General features: G+C 51.3%; 17 protein-coding genes. 11 read left to right on the plus strand and 6 right to left on the minus strand.

The window, feature by feature from the left end; translation table 11 throughout:
• Window positions 1–58: 58 nt before the first annotated feature.
• Complete coding sequence (locus KCG43_RS04620) at window positions 59–499, plus strand: universal stress protein (protein WP_192015404.1); 441 nt, start codon at window positions 59–61, stop codon at window positions 497–499.
• 1 nt (window position 500) lies between these two features.
• Here the strand turns inward: KCG43_RS04620 and KCG43_RS04625 are convergent, their stop codons facing one another.
• Window positions 501–1,121 carry a flavin prenyltransferase UbiX gene (locus KCG43_RS04625; RefSeq protein WP_192015403.1) on the minus strand — a complete coding sequence of 207 codons (621 nt, stop codon included), beginning with the start codon at window positions 1,119–1,121 and terminating at the stop codon, window positions 501–503.
• Window positions 1,111–2,481, minus strand: a complete 1,371-nt coding sequence (gene mpl, locus KCG43_RS04630) for a UDP-N-acetylmuramate:L-alanyl-gamma-D-glutamyl-meso-diaminopimelate ligase (protein WP_218383584.1) — start codon at window positions 2,479–2,481, stop codon at window positions 1,111–1,113. The genes KCG43_RS04625 and mpl overlap by 11 nt, the downstream gene beginning before the upstream one ends.
• A gap of 193 nt (window positions 2,482–2,674) precedes the next feature.
• On the opposite strand from mpl, the gene fbp reads away from it, so the two are divergent.
• Both fbp and ppa read left to right on the plus strand, forming a co-directional pair.
• The gene (gene fbp, locus KCG43_RS04635) at window positions 2,675–3,691 is read left to right on the plus strand and encodes a class 1 fructose-bisphosphatase (protein ID WP_192015401.1); all 1,017 of its coding nucleotides are present in this window, start codon (window positions 2,675–2,677) and stop codon (window positions 3,689–3,691) included.
• Window positions 3,692–3,838: 147 nt separating this feature from the next.
• Window positions 3,839–4,369: an inorganic diphosphatase gene (ppa, locus tag KCG43_RS04640; RefSeq protein WP_027251823.1), complete on the plus strand. Its 531-nt coding sequence runs from the start codon at window positions 3,839–3,841 to the stop codon at window positions 4,367–4,369.
• A gap of 64 nt (window positions 4,370–4,433) precedes the next feature.
• Here ppa and KCG43_RS04645 read toward each other — a convergent pair whose 3' ends face one another.
• From KCG43_RS04645 to KCG43_RS04655, 3 genes are read right to left on the minus strand one after another with little or no spacing between them, the layout of a single operon-like run.
• On the minus strand, window positions 4,434–4,793 hold the full coding sequence (locus KCG43_RS04645; protein WP_303459165.1) for a gamma-glutamylcyclotransferase: 360 nt from the start codon (window positions 4,791–4,793) through the stop codon (window positions 4,434–4,436).
• A 17-nt stretch (window positions 4,794–4,810) separates the two neighbouring features.
• The gene (locus tag KCG43_RS04650; RefSeq protein WP_218383588.1) at window positions 4,811–8,584 is read right to left on the minus strand and encodes a translocation/assembly module TamB domain-containing protein; all 3,774 of its coding nucleotides are present in this window, start codon (window positions 8,582–8,584) and stop codon (window positions 4,811–4,813) included.
• The gene (locus KCG43_RS04655; RefSeq protein WP_225445128.1) at window positions 8,581–10,248 is read right to left on the minus strand and encodes an autotransporter assembly complex family protein; all 1,668 of its coding nucleotides are present in this window, start codon (window positions 10,246–10,248) and stop codon (window positions 8,581–8,583) included. Before KCG43_RS04655 ends, KCG43_RS04650 begins: the two co-directional genes overlap by 4 nt.
• A 261-nt stretch (window positions 10,249–10,509) precedes the next feature.
• Here KCG43_RS04655 and msrA point away from each other — a divergent pair, with 261 nt between their 5' ends.
• Window positions 10,510–11,142, plus strand: coding sequence for a peptide-methionine (S)-S-oxide reductase MsrA (msrA, locus tag KCG43_RS04660; RefSeq protein WP_218383589.1), 633 nt, complete (start codon window positions 10,510–10,512; stop codon window positions 11,140–11,142).
• 32 nt (window positions 11,143–11,174) lie between these two features.
• Here msrA and KCG43_RS04665 read toward each other — a convergent pair whose 3' ends face one another.
• On the minus strand, window positions 11,175–11,390 hold the full coding sequence (locus tag KCG43_RS04665) for a DUF1107 domain-containing protein (RefSeq protein WP_192015396.1): 216 nt from the start codon (window positions 11,388–11,390) through the stop codon (window positions 11,175–11,177).
• A gap of 312 nt (window positions 11,391–11,702) precedes the next feature.
• Between KCG43_RS04665 and KCG43_RS04670 the strand changes: the two genes are divergently transcribed.
• The 7 genes from KCG43_RS04670 to KCG43_RS04700 all read left to right on the plus strand — a co-directional run bounded on the left by KCG43_RS04670 (window position 11,703) and on the right by KCG43_RS04700 (window position 16,894).
• Window positions 11,703–12,260 carry a YtfJ family protein gene (locus tag KCG43_RS04670; RefSeq protein ID WP_192015395.1) on the plus strand — a complete coding sequence of 186 codons (558 nt, stop codon included), beginning with the start codon at window positions 11,703–11,705 and terminating at the stop codon, window positions 12,258–12,260.
• A gap of 69 nt (window positions 12,261–12,329) precedes the next feature.
• Window positions 12,330–12,626, plus strand: coding sequence for a hypothetical protein (locus KCG43_RS04675; protein ID WP_192015394.1), 297 nt, complete (start codon window positions 12,330–12,332; stop codon window positions 12,624–12,626).
• A gap of 46 nt (window positions 12,627–12,672) precedes the next feature.
• Window positions 12,673–13,251, plus strand: coding sequence for a DUF2796 domain-containing protein (locus KCG43_RS04680; protein WP_218383590.1), 579 nt, complete (start codon window positions 12,673–12,675; stop codon window positions 13,249–13,251).
• Between the two features lie 50 nt (window positions 13,252–13,301).
• Complete coding sequence (locus KCG43_RS04685; RefSeq protein ID WP_218383591.1) at window positions 13,302–13,994, plus strand: ABC transporter ATP-binding protein; 693 nt, start codon at window positions 13,302–13,304, stop codon at window positions 13,992–13,994.
• Window positions 13,991–15,250 carry an ABC transporter permease gene (locus KCG43_RS04690; RefSeq protein ID WP_218383592.1) on the plus strand — a complete coding sequence of 420 codons (1,260 nt, stop codon included), beginning with the start codon at window positions 13,991–13,993 and terminating at the stop codon, window positions 15,248–15,250. The genes KCG43_RS04685 and KCG43_RS04690 overlap by 4 nt, the downstream gene beginning before the upstream one ends.
• A gap of 9 nt (window positions 15,251–15,259) precedes the next feature.
• Window positions 15,260–15,748, plus strand: a complete 489-nt coding sequence (locus KCG43_RS04695; RefSeq protein WP_192015390.1) for a DUF3299 domain-containing protein — start codon at window positions 15,260–15,262, stop codon at window positions 15,746–15,748.
• Between the two features lie 258 nt (window positions 15,749–16,006).
• Window positions 16,007–16,894 (plus strand): TIGR03899 family protein, encoded by an 888-nt coding sequence (locus KCG43_RS04700; RefSeq protein WP_218383594.1) that lies wholly within the window; start codon window positions 16,007–16,009, stop codon window positions 16,892–16,894.
• The last annotated feature ends 114 nt before the right edge of the window (window positions 16,895–17,008 follow it).

A 17,008-nucleotide genomic window follows, 5' to 3' on the forward strand; every position in this document is an offset into this window, starting at 1 on the left:
CAGAAATTCAGCCACAGGTGCCAACACCGGCCTGTGGCTGCCTGACAGAGAGGATGCTATGTACACCCACATTCTGGTGCCTGTCGATCTCAACGAGGAAGGCTTTGGTGACAAAGCAGTTGAGCTTGCCGTCTGGCATGCCCGCCAGTCAGACGCTGTTATTCACTTACTCAACGTTCTGCCGGGCATTCATCTCGCAATGGTGTCTAACTATTTCCCCAAAGATGCCGCGCGCAAAATGCTGCAGGACACCCAGCAGAACCTGAAACACTTCGCCGAACAACATATTCCCGCCGATGTCCGTCATATTGAAACCGTGTCGGAAGGAAAAATCTGGTCCACCATAGTTGATCATGCCCGCCAGGTAAAAGCGGATCTGATCATTATGCCCAGCCACCAGCGCTCCACGATAGATAAACTGGTACTGGGTTCAGTGGCGGCCAAAGTGGTGGAAAATGCGCCCGGCAATATCCTGATCATCAAACCAGAAGGGTTATGATTCAGGACGGGCGATGATCATAGCCCCAGCGCGGAACCAGTCCTTGCCCGACGCCAAGATGATCCAATATGCGCGCCACCATGAAATCGACCAGATCGTCGATAGACTTCGGCTGATGATAAAAGCCGGGGGCGGCCGGCATGATGGTTGCTCCCAGGTTGGAGAGCTTAAGCATATTTTCCAGATGCAGGGAAGAAAACGGGGTTTCCCTGACCACCATCAGCAGCTGACCGCGCTCTTTCAGCACCACATCCGCGGCGCGTTCCAGCAGATTATCCGACAGGCCGTGAGCTACCGAGGCCAGAGTACCCGCAGAACACGGGCAGACCACCATTTTTTTCGGCGCGGCAGAGCCGGACGCCACCGGAGAAAACCAGTCTTCTTTTCCGCAGACCGTCAATTTATCGCCCTGGTAATTCAGGTGCTCTGTCAGTACCGCCTGTGCCGCTTCGGGGCCTGCAGGCAGTTTCAGGCCATGCTCGGTAGCCAGAACCACTCTGGCCGCTGAGGATATCAGCAGGTAAACCTGGTAATCGGCCGCGAGCAGGCACTCCAGCAAACGCAGCCCGTAAGGTGCACCGGATGCCCCTGTCCAGGCCAGTGTAATGCGCTTATCCTGCATATTGGTCTCCCCGTGCCAGCGCGGCAAGCAGCTTGTTATGAATACCGCCGAAGCCACCATTGCTCATCACCAGGATAGTATCGCCGGGACGGGCGGCAGCCACTATGTGTCCGACTAAAGCATCAATGTCGGCGTCGCACACCGACGGCTGCGGGCAAAGATCAGCGATGTCCTGTACCGACCAGGGAATCGTGTCCGGCTGAAACAGGAAAACTGCATCCGCTGCTGACAGTGCTGGGGCCAAATCGGTTTTATGCACACCCAGTTTCATGGTGTTTGAGCGCGGCTCCAATACCGCCAGAATGCGCGAATCCCCCACCTTGGCACGTAATCCGCCCAGAGTCAGTTCCACGGCTGTCGGGTGATGGGCGAAATCGTCATACACTTTAATGCCATTCTGCTCACCTTTCAGCTCCAGCCGGCGCTTGGTATTGACAAAACGCGCCAGCGCCTCGCAAGCCAGCTCAGGGATCACGCCGACATGCCGCGCGGCGGCGATCGCCATCAGGGCGTTGCTGACGTTGTGATCCCCTATCAGATCCCAGCGCACAGTGCCCACGGTTTTACCGGCAAAAATCACATCAAATTCACTGCCGTCCGGCTTGTGCTTTTTCGCTTGCCAGTCACCGTTTTCACCGCTGTATTCCAGCTCGCTCCAGCAGCCCATCGCCAGCGTTTCATCAATGGCAGGCACGCCGTGTGGAGCCAGAATCTTACCTTCCCCCGGCACAGTACGGACTAAATGATGAAACTGGCGCTGAATGGCGGCCAGATCCGAAAAAATATCTGCGTGATCGAACTCCAGATTGTTCATTAACAAGGTACGTGGTCGATAATGAACAAACTTAGAACGCTTATCGAAAAAAGCACTGTCGTATTCGTCCGCCTCAACAACAAAGAAACAACTCTCGCCTAAACGTGCGGAAACACCGAAGTTTCCCAGCACACCACCCACCAGAAAACCGGGCTGGTAACCACAGTCTTCCAGGATCCAGGTCAGCATGCTGGCTGTCGTGGTCTTACCATGGGTACCCGCCACCGCCAGTACCCAGCGGTCATGTAACAAAAATTCCTGTAACCATTGCGGGCCTGAGGTATAACGCAGGTTTTTATTCAGCACATACTCAACGCATGGGTTGCCCCGGCTCATGGCATTGCCAATCACCACCAAATCCGGTGCTGGCTCTAGCTGCGAAGGATCATATCCCTGAATAATTTCAATGCCTTGTGACTCCAGCATTGTGCTCATCGGCGGATATACATTGGCATCACTGCCGGTCACTCTATGGCCAAGCTGCTGTGCCAGCATGGCGGCTCCGCCCATAAAAGTGCCGCAGATTCCGAGAATATGGATATGCATAACTGTCAGCTCACAAAATAAATATTGGTCACGACCACGCTTCAGTGTTACTTCGTTACCATAAAAAAGATCTTTAGATACAATTGCATCAAACAATAACTGGCCAATGGCCAAGGGTACAGTTCAATTGCCCGAAAAGAGGCATTGTACCGAATATTTATCCCCCCATGACAACACGATGCAAGGATTGTATATGTCCGATATTAGAACCCTTGGCGAGTTCATTGTCGAGAATCAGCATGACTTCCCCCATGCCAGCGGTGAACTGTCTTCTCTATTGGGTTCCATTAAACTGGCGGCCAAAATCGTAAACCGTGAAATCAACAAAGCAGGCTTGGTTGATATCATTGGTGACGTTGGCAGCGAGAATGTCCAAGGTGAAGCCCAAAAGAAACTTGATGTGTATGCCAACGAGAAATTCAAAGCTGCACTGGAAGCCCGCGGTCAGGTCTGCGGTGTGGCCAGTGAAGAAGAAGATGAACTCGTAGTATTCAATAAAGAACTGAACCGCGAAGCAAAGTACGTGGTATTGATGGACCCACTGGATGGTTCTTCGAATATTGACGTAAACGTTTCCGTCGGGACGATTTTCTCCATTTACCGCCGCGTTACTCCGGTTGGCGGCCCGGCTGAGATTGAAGACTTCCTGCAGCCTGGTGACAAACAAGTGGCGGCGGGTTACATCATTTATGGTTCATCCACCATGCTGGTGTACACCACAGGCAATGGCGTTCATGGTTTCACCTATGATCCGTCACTGGGGGTATTTTGCCTGTCGCACGAAAATATGACGATCCCGGATGATGGCCAAATCTACTCCATCAATGAAGGTAACTATTTCCGCTTCCCGCAAGGCGTGAAAAAATACATCAAGTTTTGCCAGGAAAACGAGCCGGAAGATAACCGCCCTTACACCTCGCGCTATATTGGTTCACTGGTCGCCGACTTCCACCGCAACTTGCTGAAAGGCGGCATTTATTTGTATCCAAGCACAGCGACCCACCCTAACGGTAAGCTGCGCCTGTTATACGAGTGCAACCCGATGGCATTTTTGATCGAGCAGGCGGGCGGTATTGCCTCTGACGGTAAAAATCGCATCATGGAAATCAAACCGACTGAACTGCACCAGCGCGTGCCTTTCTTTGTCGGCTCAACCAAGATGGTTCGCAAAGTGGAAAGCTTCCTGGAAGCCTTCCCGGACGCCGAGTAATCCCGTTGCTATGCCCGGTCTCAGCACCGGGCATTTTTCCTGTCTGACCCCGCATCTCTCCCTCTTGGTGTTAGAAGCTGTTTTTTTCACAGCGACTGGTTATAATTCCCGGCGACAAAATCATCTGAAACTATTAAGGAATTCATCATGAGCCTGAACAACGTCCCTGCAGGTAAAGAACTGCCAGAAGACATCTACGTTGTCATCGAAATCCCGGCAAACGCTGATCCAATCAAATACGAAGTCGATAAAGACTCTGGCGCGGTATTCGTAGACCGTTTCATGTCTGCGCCTATGTTCTACCCATGCAACTATGGTTATGTTAACCACACCCTGTCTCTGGACGGTGACCCGGTTGACGTTCTGGTTCCGACGCCGTATCCGCTGCACCCTGGTGCCGTGATCCGCTGTCGTCCGGTTGGCGTTCTGAAGATGACTGATGAGTCAGGTGAAGATGCGAAAGTGGTTGCTGTACCGCACAGCAAGCTGACCAAAGAATACGATCACATTAAAGATGTGAACGATCTGCCAGAGCTGCTGAAAGCGCAAATCACTCATTTCTTCGAACGCTACAAAGAGCTGGAATCTGGCAAGTGGGTGAAGGTAGACGGCTGGGCTGACGTTGAAGCCGCTAAAGCTGAAATCCTGGAATCTTACAAGCGCGCTCAGGAAAAATAATCCGGCGTGATTGTTATCCAGTGAAAAACGCTCCCGAGGGAGCGTTTTTTTGTGGGCGAAGCCATCACAGTGAAGGCCAGCTCGACCAGTCTCCCCGCGGGATCAGCAAAGCACGGTCAAGCGGCTGCAGGTAGAGGTAGATCCAGGCCAGTCCGAACGGTGTCTCCACTTGCTCGCGGCAGTATTCTTCTCCCAGCCCTTCCAGAATATCGAGTTCGCGGAAAGTGTCGGCATCCACGTCATACACTTCGCCAAACAGCATCCCCTCAGCCCCTGGCTGTTGTATCGCGGCAGGGTAAGGGCCGAGATCATACATGGCATAACCTGCAAGCTGGCACTCTCCCAGATAATGGGCCCGACACAGCAACCCATGATTAGACTGGCCGCGACGCAAACTGCCGTAAACAAAAACCCGTGTGTGCACAGCTAGCAACATCCTTATTAGTTAAACTCAAACTGATACAGTAAATCGACGGCACTGTCGAGCCCCGATACCGCTTCGATATACAAATCCTGCAACAGCTTGTACCTGACGGTAAACTCACCGATAGGGCTAAAGATACCCACGCCGTATTTAACCTGTAGTCCAGGATAGACATAACCGCTAATAGTGACCTGAGAGTCATCGCCGGCACCCGCCGTATCTAGCGCCAAATCCTGAATACCGAATGCCTCGCCGACATTGCCGACCAGCTGGCTGCTGCGTGACAGCCCCATGCTGATCAGCGCCGTGGTCATCGCACCGCCCCCTTCCGGCGATTCGCTGTCGAGATCCCGACCGCGTAATACGTATGACAGCGCATTCTGTTGCGGCATAGCCGGATCAGAGAAAATATCCACCTTGGGCTCATCGGCCGGGCCAGTAACCCGGATACCGGCTGTCACATCGTCTTCAATGTTGTTCGGATTCCGAATTGCTTCCACCGACAGGTAAGGCTGATCCGCTGGCCCATTGAAGGTTATCTGGCCTTTACGAATCACCAGCTCCTGACCAAAGGCCCGGTACGTCCCGTCGTCGACTCTAATTTCACCATAGACTAACGGGGCTTTGTCCTGCTGGTTGACTTTCAGATTCCCTGACAGCCCGGCATCCAAACCGAAGGCCGATAAACGCACATCCGGGCCAATCTTCACCATCACATTGGTTTTGATGGCAAAAGGCACCTTGTTGCCAGTATCCACCGGCTTGAGATCATCGGTCAGCAGGATTTCATCATCGGAAACCTGTACCGCAGATTCCGGCAGACGGTCTACTGTGATCCTGCCCCATGGAATTGAGACTGTGCCGCTGATTTCAGCCACCTGGGGTGCTGCACTGATCTTCAGATTAGGCGACACCTTCATGGCAATCATAGGCGGTACGTTCACTTCAAGCTCACGCCCGTTCACCTTCAGATTGGTACTCCAGTTAGCCATATCGGCCCAGTTCGCATCACCTTGCAGCACCAAGCGCCCATCCGGGGTATCCAGCTTACCGCGCAGTATGGCGCTATAGCCACTGAACGTGGCGACGATCTCGCCTCGTTCAAGATCCAGCGGGACTTTTCTGCCAATCGCTTTCAGCTCGGTAACTTTGAATACGCCGTTAACCTGGGGCTGCATAATCGGCCCGGTTAAATGCAAATCTGTGTCCACCCGACCTTTAAAAATGTCGTAATCAGCGACCAGTGGTTGCAGAAAATCCAGCCGGAACGTATCCAGTTTTACTTTGGCATCTATCTGCTGTTCACCTGATAACTGGGTAATGCGGGCATTGCCTGACAAATCTCCGTTATCTTTAACGGCCACCAGCCAGTCTGCCGTGAGCACGTCATTGCGCATATCCGCATTGAGGGTGATTTTATCCCAGCCAAGCGCCAGCGGTGGCTGATCTGCCGCCGCCTGTTGTCTGAATCCGCCAGCAGGCAGGGTTACCTGAGCCTGCAAAACAGGCGCTTGTTGCGGTGACCAGCCGGCGTTAACTGTCGCATTGGCTTCACCGTCCAGTTTTATCTCAGGTGGCAGGAATGGCTGCAGGATGGAAAAACCGAGTTTATTGATGGCCAGGCTCGCCTGGCCACTCGCGCCAGCATCCAACGGCTGAGTCAGACACACAGAGGCGTCTTGTTGCTGCCAGCAATGCGGTGCGACAGAGACACTCTGCTTTCTCAAGTTGTATGCCAGCGCCGTGGGTTGATTCAGCCGCCACGGGCCAACAGGGGTTTCGAGGTTGCCGCGTTGCAGCATCCCCTGCCAACCTTGCTGTCTGTCCAGGCTGCCTTGCAGCGCCAGAGCGGTACTGACAGGTTCACCACTCAGGTCCACCCGCAGTGTGTGCTGGGCTTCGGTTCCCTGAAAAGTGATATCCAAGGCTTCCAGCTTGGCCGCATCCTGGTAACTGCCTTCTCTGGCACTCAGCGTAATATCTGCCGTCAGGGCAGGAAGTGGCGTCACCCGGCCGGTCAGGTTCAGGCTTTTTAGCTGTGCCAGATCCTGCCAGCCCAGTGCCTGTCCCACTAAGTTCAGATCGATTGTTGGCTCGGCCAGCGTGCCGCTTAATCGCACATCGCCATTGACCCTGCCGCGTAAACCGGGCACAGACTGCGCAAGGTCGGGTGCATTGACCAATGCAGACAGATCCCAGGTTTGCTTCAGGCTCCCTGTCGCATTCAGCCCATTCGGCCCGTGCTTCAGCACCAGACCTTGCGTCACCAGCTCCAGATCCCCTTTGCCGCTCACATCCTGGGCATCAAGCTGGCCTGCCAGAGTGAAAGGCTGACCTATTACTTCACCATCCACATTCAGTTCGGGCAATTTGACAAACCAGCCACCTGCCGCCGTTAATCCGCCTGAGGTACTGAGCTTACCACTCAGCTTACCTTCCACTTCGGGCCATTCCAGTCCAGGTTGAATATCGCTAAAGGAAAGGTTGCCCTGCCAGCTCACGGTTTTGGCCCAGCTCGCCTGAGCGTTGCCCGTAACCTGACCACCCAGGCTATTGACGGTCAGACTTTCCAGTACAACATCAGCCAGAGAGCCTGTTCCCTTCAGGCTGACATCGACGGCCGGCATAGGCTCGCCGTCCGCCTTGGTTGCGGCGTCAAACCTAAAGCTGTCTAAGTCCCCATTTGCATTGATGGCCGTCTCTTTGACAACGAAATCAGGCTTGTCATCAAGCGGCCACTGTAAGTGACTACTTACCACCTTGAAGTCAAAAGGAAGGTCGGCATCCAGCGGAGACAGTTTTCCCGTCACCTTGGCATCCAGTTTTCCACTGAGTGCAATATCCAGCACCAAATGCTGCAATGACCCTGACGCCGACAGATTGATATGGTGTCCCTGCACCGGCTCCAGCGCAATGTCAGATTTGGCTTTCAATGTCAGCGGGTACTCACCACTTAATTCAGCTTTCCCTTCGGCATCAAGTGTGGCTTGCGGTACATCAACAAACAAGCGGGTCAGTGTTACCGTGCTTTTTTCTGCTTCTGCGATCAACTCCAGTTCATTCACTTTCTGCGGCGTTGCACTTTCCAGCAAAAAGTCTTTCACGGTAAAGCGCTCCACTGTGACTTTCAGCGGCAACACCACCTCAGGCAGCACTATGCGCTCACGCTTTTCCTGGGTATAGGCTTCTGCGACATCTTCTGCCTGTTCTTCAGTCTGCTCCTGAATCTCTTTCTCAGCCGGTGGTGCCAGGTTCAGCACTATGCCTTCCCAGTCTGTGGGTTTCAGGGTCAAGTGGCTGCCCTGCATCTGGGCAGCTGAGCTGAAACGCTGCCAGCGCACTTTATTACCCAGAATATTCAGATCGATGTCATTCAGCGTCAAACGATCCAACCGGACCGGGACAGACAACGCGATTTCTGTCAGTGGCTCACCCGGTTCTTCTTCCTCCGGCGAGCCTGGCGGTAAATCGGGCATAGAGAATGTCAAGCCACTCAGGCTCAGCTCTCGCACGCAAAGTGCCGGAATCGGCAGACAATCATCATTGATAGCCAGGGTGAGGCTGTCGCTATTGAGCGCCAGCAAATCATCCTTGTAGCGAACACCACTGAGTGTAAATCCTTTCAGCAGGGCGCCGGTGCTGTCTTGCACTGTGAGTGCAGGTACGGCCTTCTGGGCTCCCCACAAAGCAATTCTGACGCCAACATGAGTATATAACAGGGCCCAAAGCGCCAGTGTTAACAGTAATACGAACGTCAGCAGGCCAATGGTCAATCTTTTCAGCCAGATCATAATTCAGGCCCCAGCACGAAGTGTATTTGGAAACGATCGTCAGGTTTATCCAGCCCCCAGGCGAAGTCGAGCCGTATCGGGCCAACCGGCGACGCCCAGCGTATGCCCACACCGGCCCCTGCCTGCCAGTCCGGGTTATCTGTCCAGGACGAGCCGTAATCGTAGAACAGAGCTCCCCACCAGTTGCCAGTCAGCCGGTACTGATATTCCAGCGTAGACGCCAGCATAAACTCACCACCAATTTGCTGACCTTCGCTGTCACGGGGAGAAATGGACTCGTAGCTGTAGCCACGCAAGCTGTTATCCCCACCAATGAAAAAACGCATGGACGGCGGAATGTCTTCTATCCTTTCCGCCCAGATAGCCCCGGCGTCCAGACGGGCCAGCCCCCGGTGATCGTCAGCAAAGGTGCGAATCCAGGCACTGCGTCCGCGCAGCTTTGCCAGGCGGGTATCAGAACCCAGGGCGGGGTCGGAATACTCCAGTTTCAGCAGTTGCTTGTCTCCCCAGGTCGGCCAGCTGCCACCGCGCAACCGGGTGCGGTCAATGCTGACGCCGGGAATAACCATAAAGGCGGAGCCTGTCTCAAACGCGCCCTGATTGTAGTCCTCATATAGCAAACGCACAGAGGCCACCCCGTTCCAGACCTGATCAAAGTTCCAGTGACGTTCAACGCCAAGATGGTACTCGGTACTGATAGTGTCGTGGTTGTCCACGTAGCGAATCGCCCCGATTAACTGGTAGTAATCATCCAGCACATTTTCGAGCGGAATTTTATAGGTCGCTTCAACTTTCGGCTGCACTTTAGAGATCTCGGTGCGGACATCCAGACTATGACCTTCACTGTTTATCCAGGGTTTACGCCAGTTGAATTTCAAACGCGCACCGACATCGGTCGAATAGCCGATACCAGTTTCGATTTTATTTCTCACTTCCGGCCTGAGGTTAACCTGAATAGGCACCACATCCCCTTCCAGATCGCTCACATCCCCGCCGACGAAAATGGAAGAGAACCAGCCCACGGTCGACAGGCGCTGATTAAACTCCCCCACTTGTGAGACCAGATAATAGTCACCTTCATCAAACGGCGCTAACGAACGAACTTTCGCTTCATTGATCTGGCTGCCGGTGATGAAGATATCGCCGTACTTATAACGTTTGCCGGAATCAAATTCGATATGAATAAAAGCCTGATTACGGCCGGGTGCCACTTCCAGCCGGCTGATTTTCAGCTCGGCATCAAAATAGCCTTTGCGCAGCGCCAGGCTTTCCAGGCTGGATTTGAACGAATCGTACTTGCCGTGGTTAAGGGTTCTGCCCAGTTCTAAATCGCTGTCGCGTTTGAGAACAAAGAAATCCAGATCATCAGCGGCTTCACCCTTGATCTGAATATCACTTCTGGCAATTTTGGTACTCGGGCCGGCATCAACCGTGACAGTCAGGGTGCTGTCCTCGCCGTCTTCTTCAACACTAAAAACGATATCAGGCTGATAGCGCCCCAGTGCTTTCAGTGCGGTACGGATTTCTTTTTCAACCTGGCCTTTGAACCTTAAAGACGTGCTGTAATCTTCCTTAGCAATGGCAGCAATATAAATATCCACATTTTTCTTCAGACTGCCTTTCAGCCCGACAATAGTAAGTTCTGTCTCTGCCAAAGCTGGCATTGTTACCACTAAAGCGACGACTGCTAACAAGCAGCGCCGAAACAAGATTATCATTCTTATTTGTCTTCACTTATTAGAATGTTATTAGATTACGCGCATACTTTATTGTGACAAGAGCTGAGCGAAGTGCCAACCTTTACGCACGAAAGAAAATCACCATGTCAAAGCCGGTCTGCACATGAGCAGAGTCACTCTCCTATTGATTGTCAGTCGTGAATCCTCTACTTTCAGGCTTATTAACAGTGCAATTAGGAAAACAGTGTGATGGATAAACAGCAGATAATCTCTCCGGAAGCAGCCCTGCCAGGCCGTTCAACGCCAGTGATCCCCTCTGAAATTCACGCCATCTTTGGCACCCGAATAGATGCTGCTGTACCTGATGGTATGGAAGAAATCGTGCTGGGGATGGGATGTTTCTGGGGCGCGGAACGCCTGTTCTGGAAACAGCCTGGTGTCATCAACACAGCAGTAGGCTACAGTGGCGGCTTTACCCCCAATCCGACCTACCAGGAAGTCTGTACCGGACAAACGGGACATACTGAAGTGGTCCGCGTAATTTTCGACCCGACACAAACCACACTGGACAAGCTGCTTGCTCAGTTTTGGGAAAGCCATGACCCAACACAGGGCATGCGTCAGGGTAACGACATTGGTACCCAGTATCGCTCTGTTATTTATACCACCAGCCAGGAGCAACAGGCTCAGGCAGAAAGCAGCAAGGAAAAATACCAGTCGGCCCTGCAGGCAGATCAGCGAGTTGCCACTATCACCACTGAAATCTTACCTGCCGCTGCATTTTACTACGCAGAAGATTACCACCAGCAGTATCTGGAGAAGAATCCGCAGGGCTACTGCGGCCTGGGCGGAACAGGTGTTTGCATGCCTCCTCAGTAAATTTCTCAGCCAGCGTCAGGTCAGCCCTGGCGCTAGCTGCTATAACTGGCGGCTGCCAGTACCTGAATTTCTTTGTTCACTTCCGACAACACGTTCAATGCTTTTTTATTGCGACTGGCAGGGGGGAGTAACCGTCCGCAGTCAAACTCGAAAGCCCCGATACCTACGATGAACAACCGGCCCCGAAAGTAGCTTTTCACATAACGTGCAATCTGGTTTGGACGATATTGTTTAAATATTTTCAGCATAATATCCCTCAACACACAGAACTTGTGACCCTTAATAGACAAAAAAGTTGCCTCGTTTGTGTCAAAAATACGCAAAACGCCTGCCAGTTGTATTTTATTGTTCTTAATGCGACGCGACTGACTCGCCCAACTTTAGGACATGACGCTTCAATCTGCCCAATTTCTTTGCCAGGGCGGTATTTCACTCCTCACATTTCTGGCAACTGACAGATGAAAACAGTGATACGCTTCAAGGATAACAAACTGGTTCTACCAGTTATTGAAAACTCAACTACTATAAGGCAGCACAACCATAAACAAGGAATAACATTCATGACCATGAAGTCACTGCTATCACTTTGCGCATTGTTACCCGCACTCACGTTACCGGCTCATGCCCATAATCTGACAGTCGGTCAGCCTTTACCCAGCACCAGCGTTGCTGATAAAGGTGAGCTGATTCTGCAAGGCAACGACATTGTCTATCAGCCTTGGCAAACCAGCCAGCTGAGCGGTAAAGTCAGGGTGATTCAAGCCATTGCCGGACGAAGCTCAGCCAAAGCGCTCAATGCCCCTTTTATTGAAACCATCAAGTCCGCCAACCTGCCCAATGATAAGTACCAGACCACTACCATCATCAATCAGGATGATGCAATTTGGGGGACCGGCAGTTTCGTTAAGTCTTCAGCAGAAGACAGTAAAAAGGAATTTGCCTGGTCATCTATTGTCCTTGATGCTAACGGTCAGGTTCGTTCCCGCTGGGAGCTGAAAGAAGAAAGCTCTGCCATTATCGTGCTGGATCCAGCAGGCAAAGTGGTGTTTGTGAAAGAAGGCGAGTTAAGCCGCAGTGACATTGATCAGGCAATGTCAAAAATTCAGTCTTTGCTGTAATCTGCCTTCCGAGCAAGGGTGTAATAATATATCATTACACCCTCTTTTACGTATGGCAGGAACAGGGAAGTGCATATCCGGGTCGATAAGGCATGGCATAAAGGCATTTTGGCATTGGTCTTCGGCTTGTTCATTCTGGCCAGCCCCATCCAGATCCTGCACGATTTCAACGCACTGAATCCAGCGGTACACTCAGAACATCCATGCCCATACTGCCACGCATTTCCTGCAGGATTACCGACGGCAACCCCTAGCTTACTGCCAGATTCTGCGATCCCCATACAGCACAGCATTATCAGCCTCTGGCATGCCGACTGGCTGAGCCCGTTTCCGACAGCCAGAGATCCCCCCGTCAACGTCCAATAATCCGGCAATTTAGCCCTCAACATTATTCTTATTATTGGAGTTTTACATGCATACTCACAAGTTACGTGCTGCTTCCTGGCTGCTGGCGTCTACAGCTGTCTGTTCTTTGCCCTCTTGGGCCAACACCCAGCATGATGCACATGTGCACGGTCAGGTTGAACTGAACATTGCTCAGGATGGGAACGATCTCTTATTGGAAATCACAGCACCGGCATCTGATGTTCTTGGTTTTGAACATGCACCCCATACAGAGGCTGAGCAACAAGCCCTGAGCACCGCGCTGCAGCAACTCAAGCAACCCGCCTCGCTGTTTGCTCTGCCGGCGGAGGCCAGATGCTCACTGCAAGACAGTCATATCACTCACACATTACCGTCACATTCTGATGATGAACATGAAGGTCATGACGAGCATGAGCATGAGCATGAGCATGAGGACCATCATGGCCACGCCGAATTCAGTGTCCAGGCAGTTTATCGTTGCGAGAAGATTCAAGAGCTAGGGCAGCTGACACTGAACTGGTTCTCACATTTTCCCGCCACTGAAAACATCCAGGTTCAAGCAATCAGCGATAAGGGCCAAAAAGCCGCAACCCTGAATGCTGCTCAACCTGTATTTCGTTTTTAAGTTAGCTTACAGCAAGGGAGTCTGCAGGCTCCCTTGCATCGGAGACAATCATGACTGTCATGTCTTTGGAAAAAGTACGTTTTCGCTGGCCAGATCAAGACACCGACACCCTTAACATTCCGGCATTTTCTCTGGCAAAAGGGGAGAAAGTCTTTCTTAAAGGGCCCAGTGGCAGCGGGAAATCCACTCTGCTCAGTGTCATGGCGGGGATACACAAGCCACAACAAGGTTCCATTCACTTGCTGGATCAGCCTTTCAGCAATCTGTCTTCTTCGAAAAGGGATCGTCAACGCGCTGATCATATTGGCTATATATTCCAGCAGTTTAATTTGCTTCCCTATTTATCCGTTCTGGACAATGTATTACTACCCTGTCATTTTTCAGCACGCCGCAGGCAGGCGACTCAGCACCCGACCCAGGAAGCGCGCCGTTTGCTGCAAGCGCTGCAATTACCTGCCGAGTGTCTGGACCGCCCTGTCACACAGCTCAGTATCGGGCAACAACAGCGTGTTGCCGCCGCCCGTGCTTTGATTGGCCAGCCAGCCCTGCTTATAGCGGATGAACCGACATCGGCACTGGATCATGAAAACCGTAATCACTTCATCCGATTGCTCATGGAAGAGTGCCGGCAAGCCAATACCAGTCTGCTTTTTGTCAGTCATGATCCGACACTAACGACAGATTTTGACCGTGTGCTGGATCTTACCGATATGAATATGCATAAGCCGGGGGACAGATCTTGAAAACCATGATACTCCTTGCATGGCAAAGCCTGCTTAACCGCAGGGCCACAGCGTTACTGACTATTCTCACCGTCGCCATTTCCACCACCTTGCTGCTCGGTGTAGAAAAAGTCCGTACTCAGACCAAAGCCAGTTTTGCACAAACCATTTCAGACACAGACCTGATTGTTGGCGCACGCTCAGGGCAGGTCAATCTGCTGCTCTATTCCATTTTTCGAATTGGTAATGCCACCAATAATATTGACTGGAAAACCTACCAGACACTAAGCGAACAGAAAAATGTGAAATGGACAATCCCCATTTCACTGGGGGACTCTCATCAAGGCTTTCGTGTTATCGGCACCAATCAAGATTATTTCCGCCATTATCGTTATGGCAGCAAGCAGCCACTGTCTTTTAGTCAAGGTGAAATGTTTCACGGCCTGTTTGAGACAGTGATCGGATCTGAGGTTGCGCGAAAACTGGGGTATCAACTCGGTGACAAGATAATCATTGCGCATGGGATCAGTGATAAAGCTTTTACTCGCCACGATAACCTGCCCTTCGTGGTGACCGGTATACTGGCGCCAACCGGCACCCCGGTCGATCGTAGTGTACATGTGTCGCTAGGTGCCATAGAAGCCATTCATGTGGGATGGGGGACCGGAACCCGCCTGACAAATGCCTCCCAAATCGGAGCACTGGATCAACAATATTTCGAACCGAAACAGATCACTGCTGTTCTGGTGGGACTTAACTCGAAAATTCATACTTTCGCACTGCAGCGCTTCATCAATAATTTCCCAGATGAGCCCTTAAGCGCCATTATGCCAGGAGTCGCCCTTCACGAACTGTGGGGAATGATGTCAGTTGCGGAGCAGGCACTGATGGTTGTGTCTGTTTTCGTTGTCATAGCTGGTTTACTTGGCATGTTATCCAGTTTGCTGACCAGCCTGAATGAAAGACGACGCGAAATGGCTATTTTACGTGCAACAGGAGCAAGACCGGGCTGGATAGCAGGGTTGCTCTTTCTGGAAGCAAGCGTACTGACATTAACAGGGATCGTTACCGGAATGGGGTTACTGTATAGCGGCCTTTGGCTCTGCCATGACTGGTTGCTTGAAACTTTCGGCCTCTTCTTACCTTTCAGTCCACCGAGCATTTACGAGTGGATTCTGATGGCCCTTATTTTATCGGCAGGCATGCTCACTAGCCTGATTCCGGCACTTCGTGCATACCATTTTTCATTAGCCGATGGCATGACCATTCGCATTTAAGGAGATCACATGAAATACTGGTTGTTTGCTTTATGCTGCTGGTTCCCTCTGACAGTTGCAGCCCAGGAACCACTCACGCTGGATTGGTTAGATTTAATACCCGAGAAAGAAAGAAACCTGTTTAATCAGCAAGGCATGCCTGTTACGAATCATCAAGGTGATCAAACGGCTATTCAGCAACAGATAGGATCAGTTCGAACTGAACTGGACGGAAGTCTGGTGAAAATTCCCGGTTTTGTTATTCCTCTGGAAGGCGATGAAAACACCATTACCGAATTTTTACTCGTACCTTATTTTGGTGCCTGCATCCACGTACCACCTCCACCACCGAACCAAATCATCTATGTGAAGTTTCCTAAAGGCGCCCCCATTCAGCAACTCTGGGATGTTGTCTATGTTGTAGGAAAGTTAAATGTACAAACCATGGAGCACGAGCTGGCTGAAACCGGTTACCTGCTCCACGGCTCACAGATTGAAGAATACGACGATGCCGGATAAATAACCTTACTGACATTTGGCTTATCTTACACATGTGCAGCAAGGTAAGCCAAAATCACGACATACCCAAGCAGTAATAACACCTCTGTTAATCGCTTACTGAATTTTTTCGTCATCAGCCCCTCCTTGATAGCACAGCTTCATCACACCGGGCGACCCATAAATTTAACCATCTATTAACACAAAAGTCACGCCTCTTGCCAAAGATTACGATCAAATGTAAAAACTATAGGTATAACTGTTGAGAGTGAAACTTGTATGCAAACCGAAAGTCAGGCCAGTAATAAGCCAAGCCATGTAGTACCGGTAACAGATAAGAAAAGTCATTCAAAGAATGCCATAAAAAGTAGCCGCTTTCGGGTTCAATCCATAGCTCGTCATAATGACGTGAATGCTCAGATCGACGAAGATCACGATAAAACGCTACAAGAACGCAGTGAAAATCGCCAACAAAACATACGACAGCGGCAGCAACAGAATTTAGAGCGTATCTTCAGGCTTTGTTATGACAACTGCTCAGATGAAACAGCAGGAGAGCCTGATCCTGACTGGATCCATCATTTCATTACCATCGCCCAGGATATTTACAGCCCCTCAATGCAGAAGCTATGGAGCCGTATCCTTCGTCAAGAAATTATTACCCCTGGCTCTATTTCACTAAAAGCGATGATAACCTTCCAGCAGATGACGCAGCGTGACGCTCAATTATTTCGGCGAGCCTGCTTGTTAGCCTGCCATTTCGGCCAAGATAGCAGCAAAAAGCTGCTAACAGGTCTGAAGTATCGTACAGGTTTCCTTCTTAAGCAGCCATCCATCGACAGGCTCAATCTGGGACACTACCAGTTACCGTATTCACATTTGCTGGAGCTAATGGGTTTGGGGTTGATATTAAACACTGAATTAGAGTCGGGAAAACTCCAGAATGGTACGCCCCTGCCTTTTCATTATCAGGGGAATGAGTATCAAATCCAGCCTGCCCAAAATGGCTTAAGCTTGCTATATTACCGCTTTTCTCCTGTCGGTCAGGAGATTGCTCAGCTACTTGGAAATCACCGTAATGAAGAATATAAAATTCACCTGACTGAGCTCCTCAATAAGCATTTTATCGTTACAAGTGATGCGTTTACGCACCACCCAGTAATCTAAGCCTATTTCTGATGGTACTAGCCCAGCCCCTCGCAAGTAAGTAGACGACTTCCTCTACAAGCGGTGGAGTAAATACCAAGTAGCAAAAACCAGCCATTGCTGACTGGTTTGCTC

The sequence above is a fragment of the Photobacterium sp. WH24 genome (assembly GCF_019204055.1).
Taxonomy (GTDB): domain Bacteria; phylum Pseudomonadota; class Gammaproteobacteria; order Enterobacterales; family Vibrionaceae; genus Photobacterium; species Photobacterium arenosum.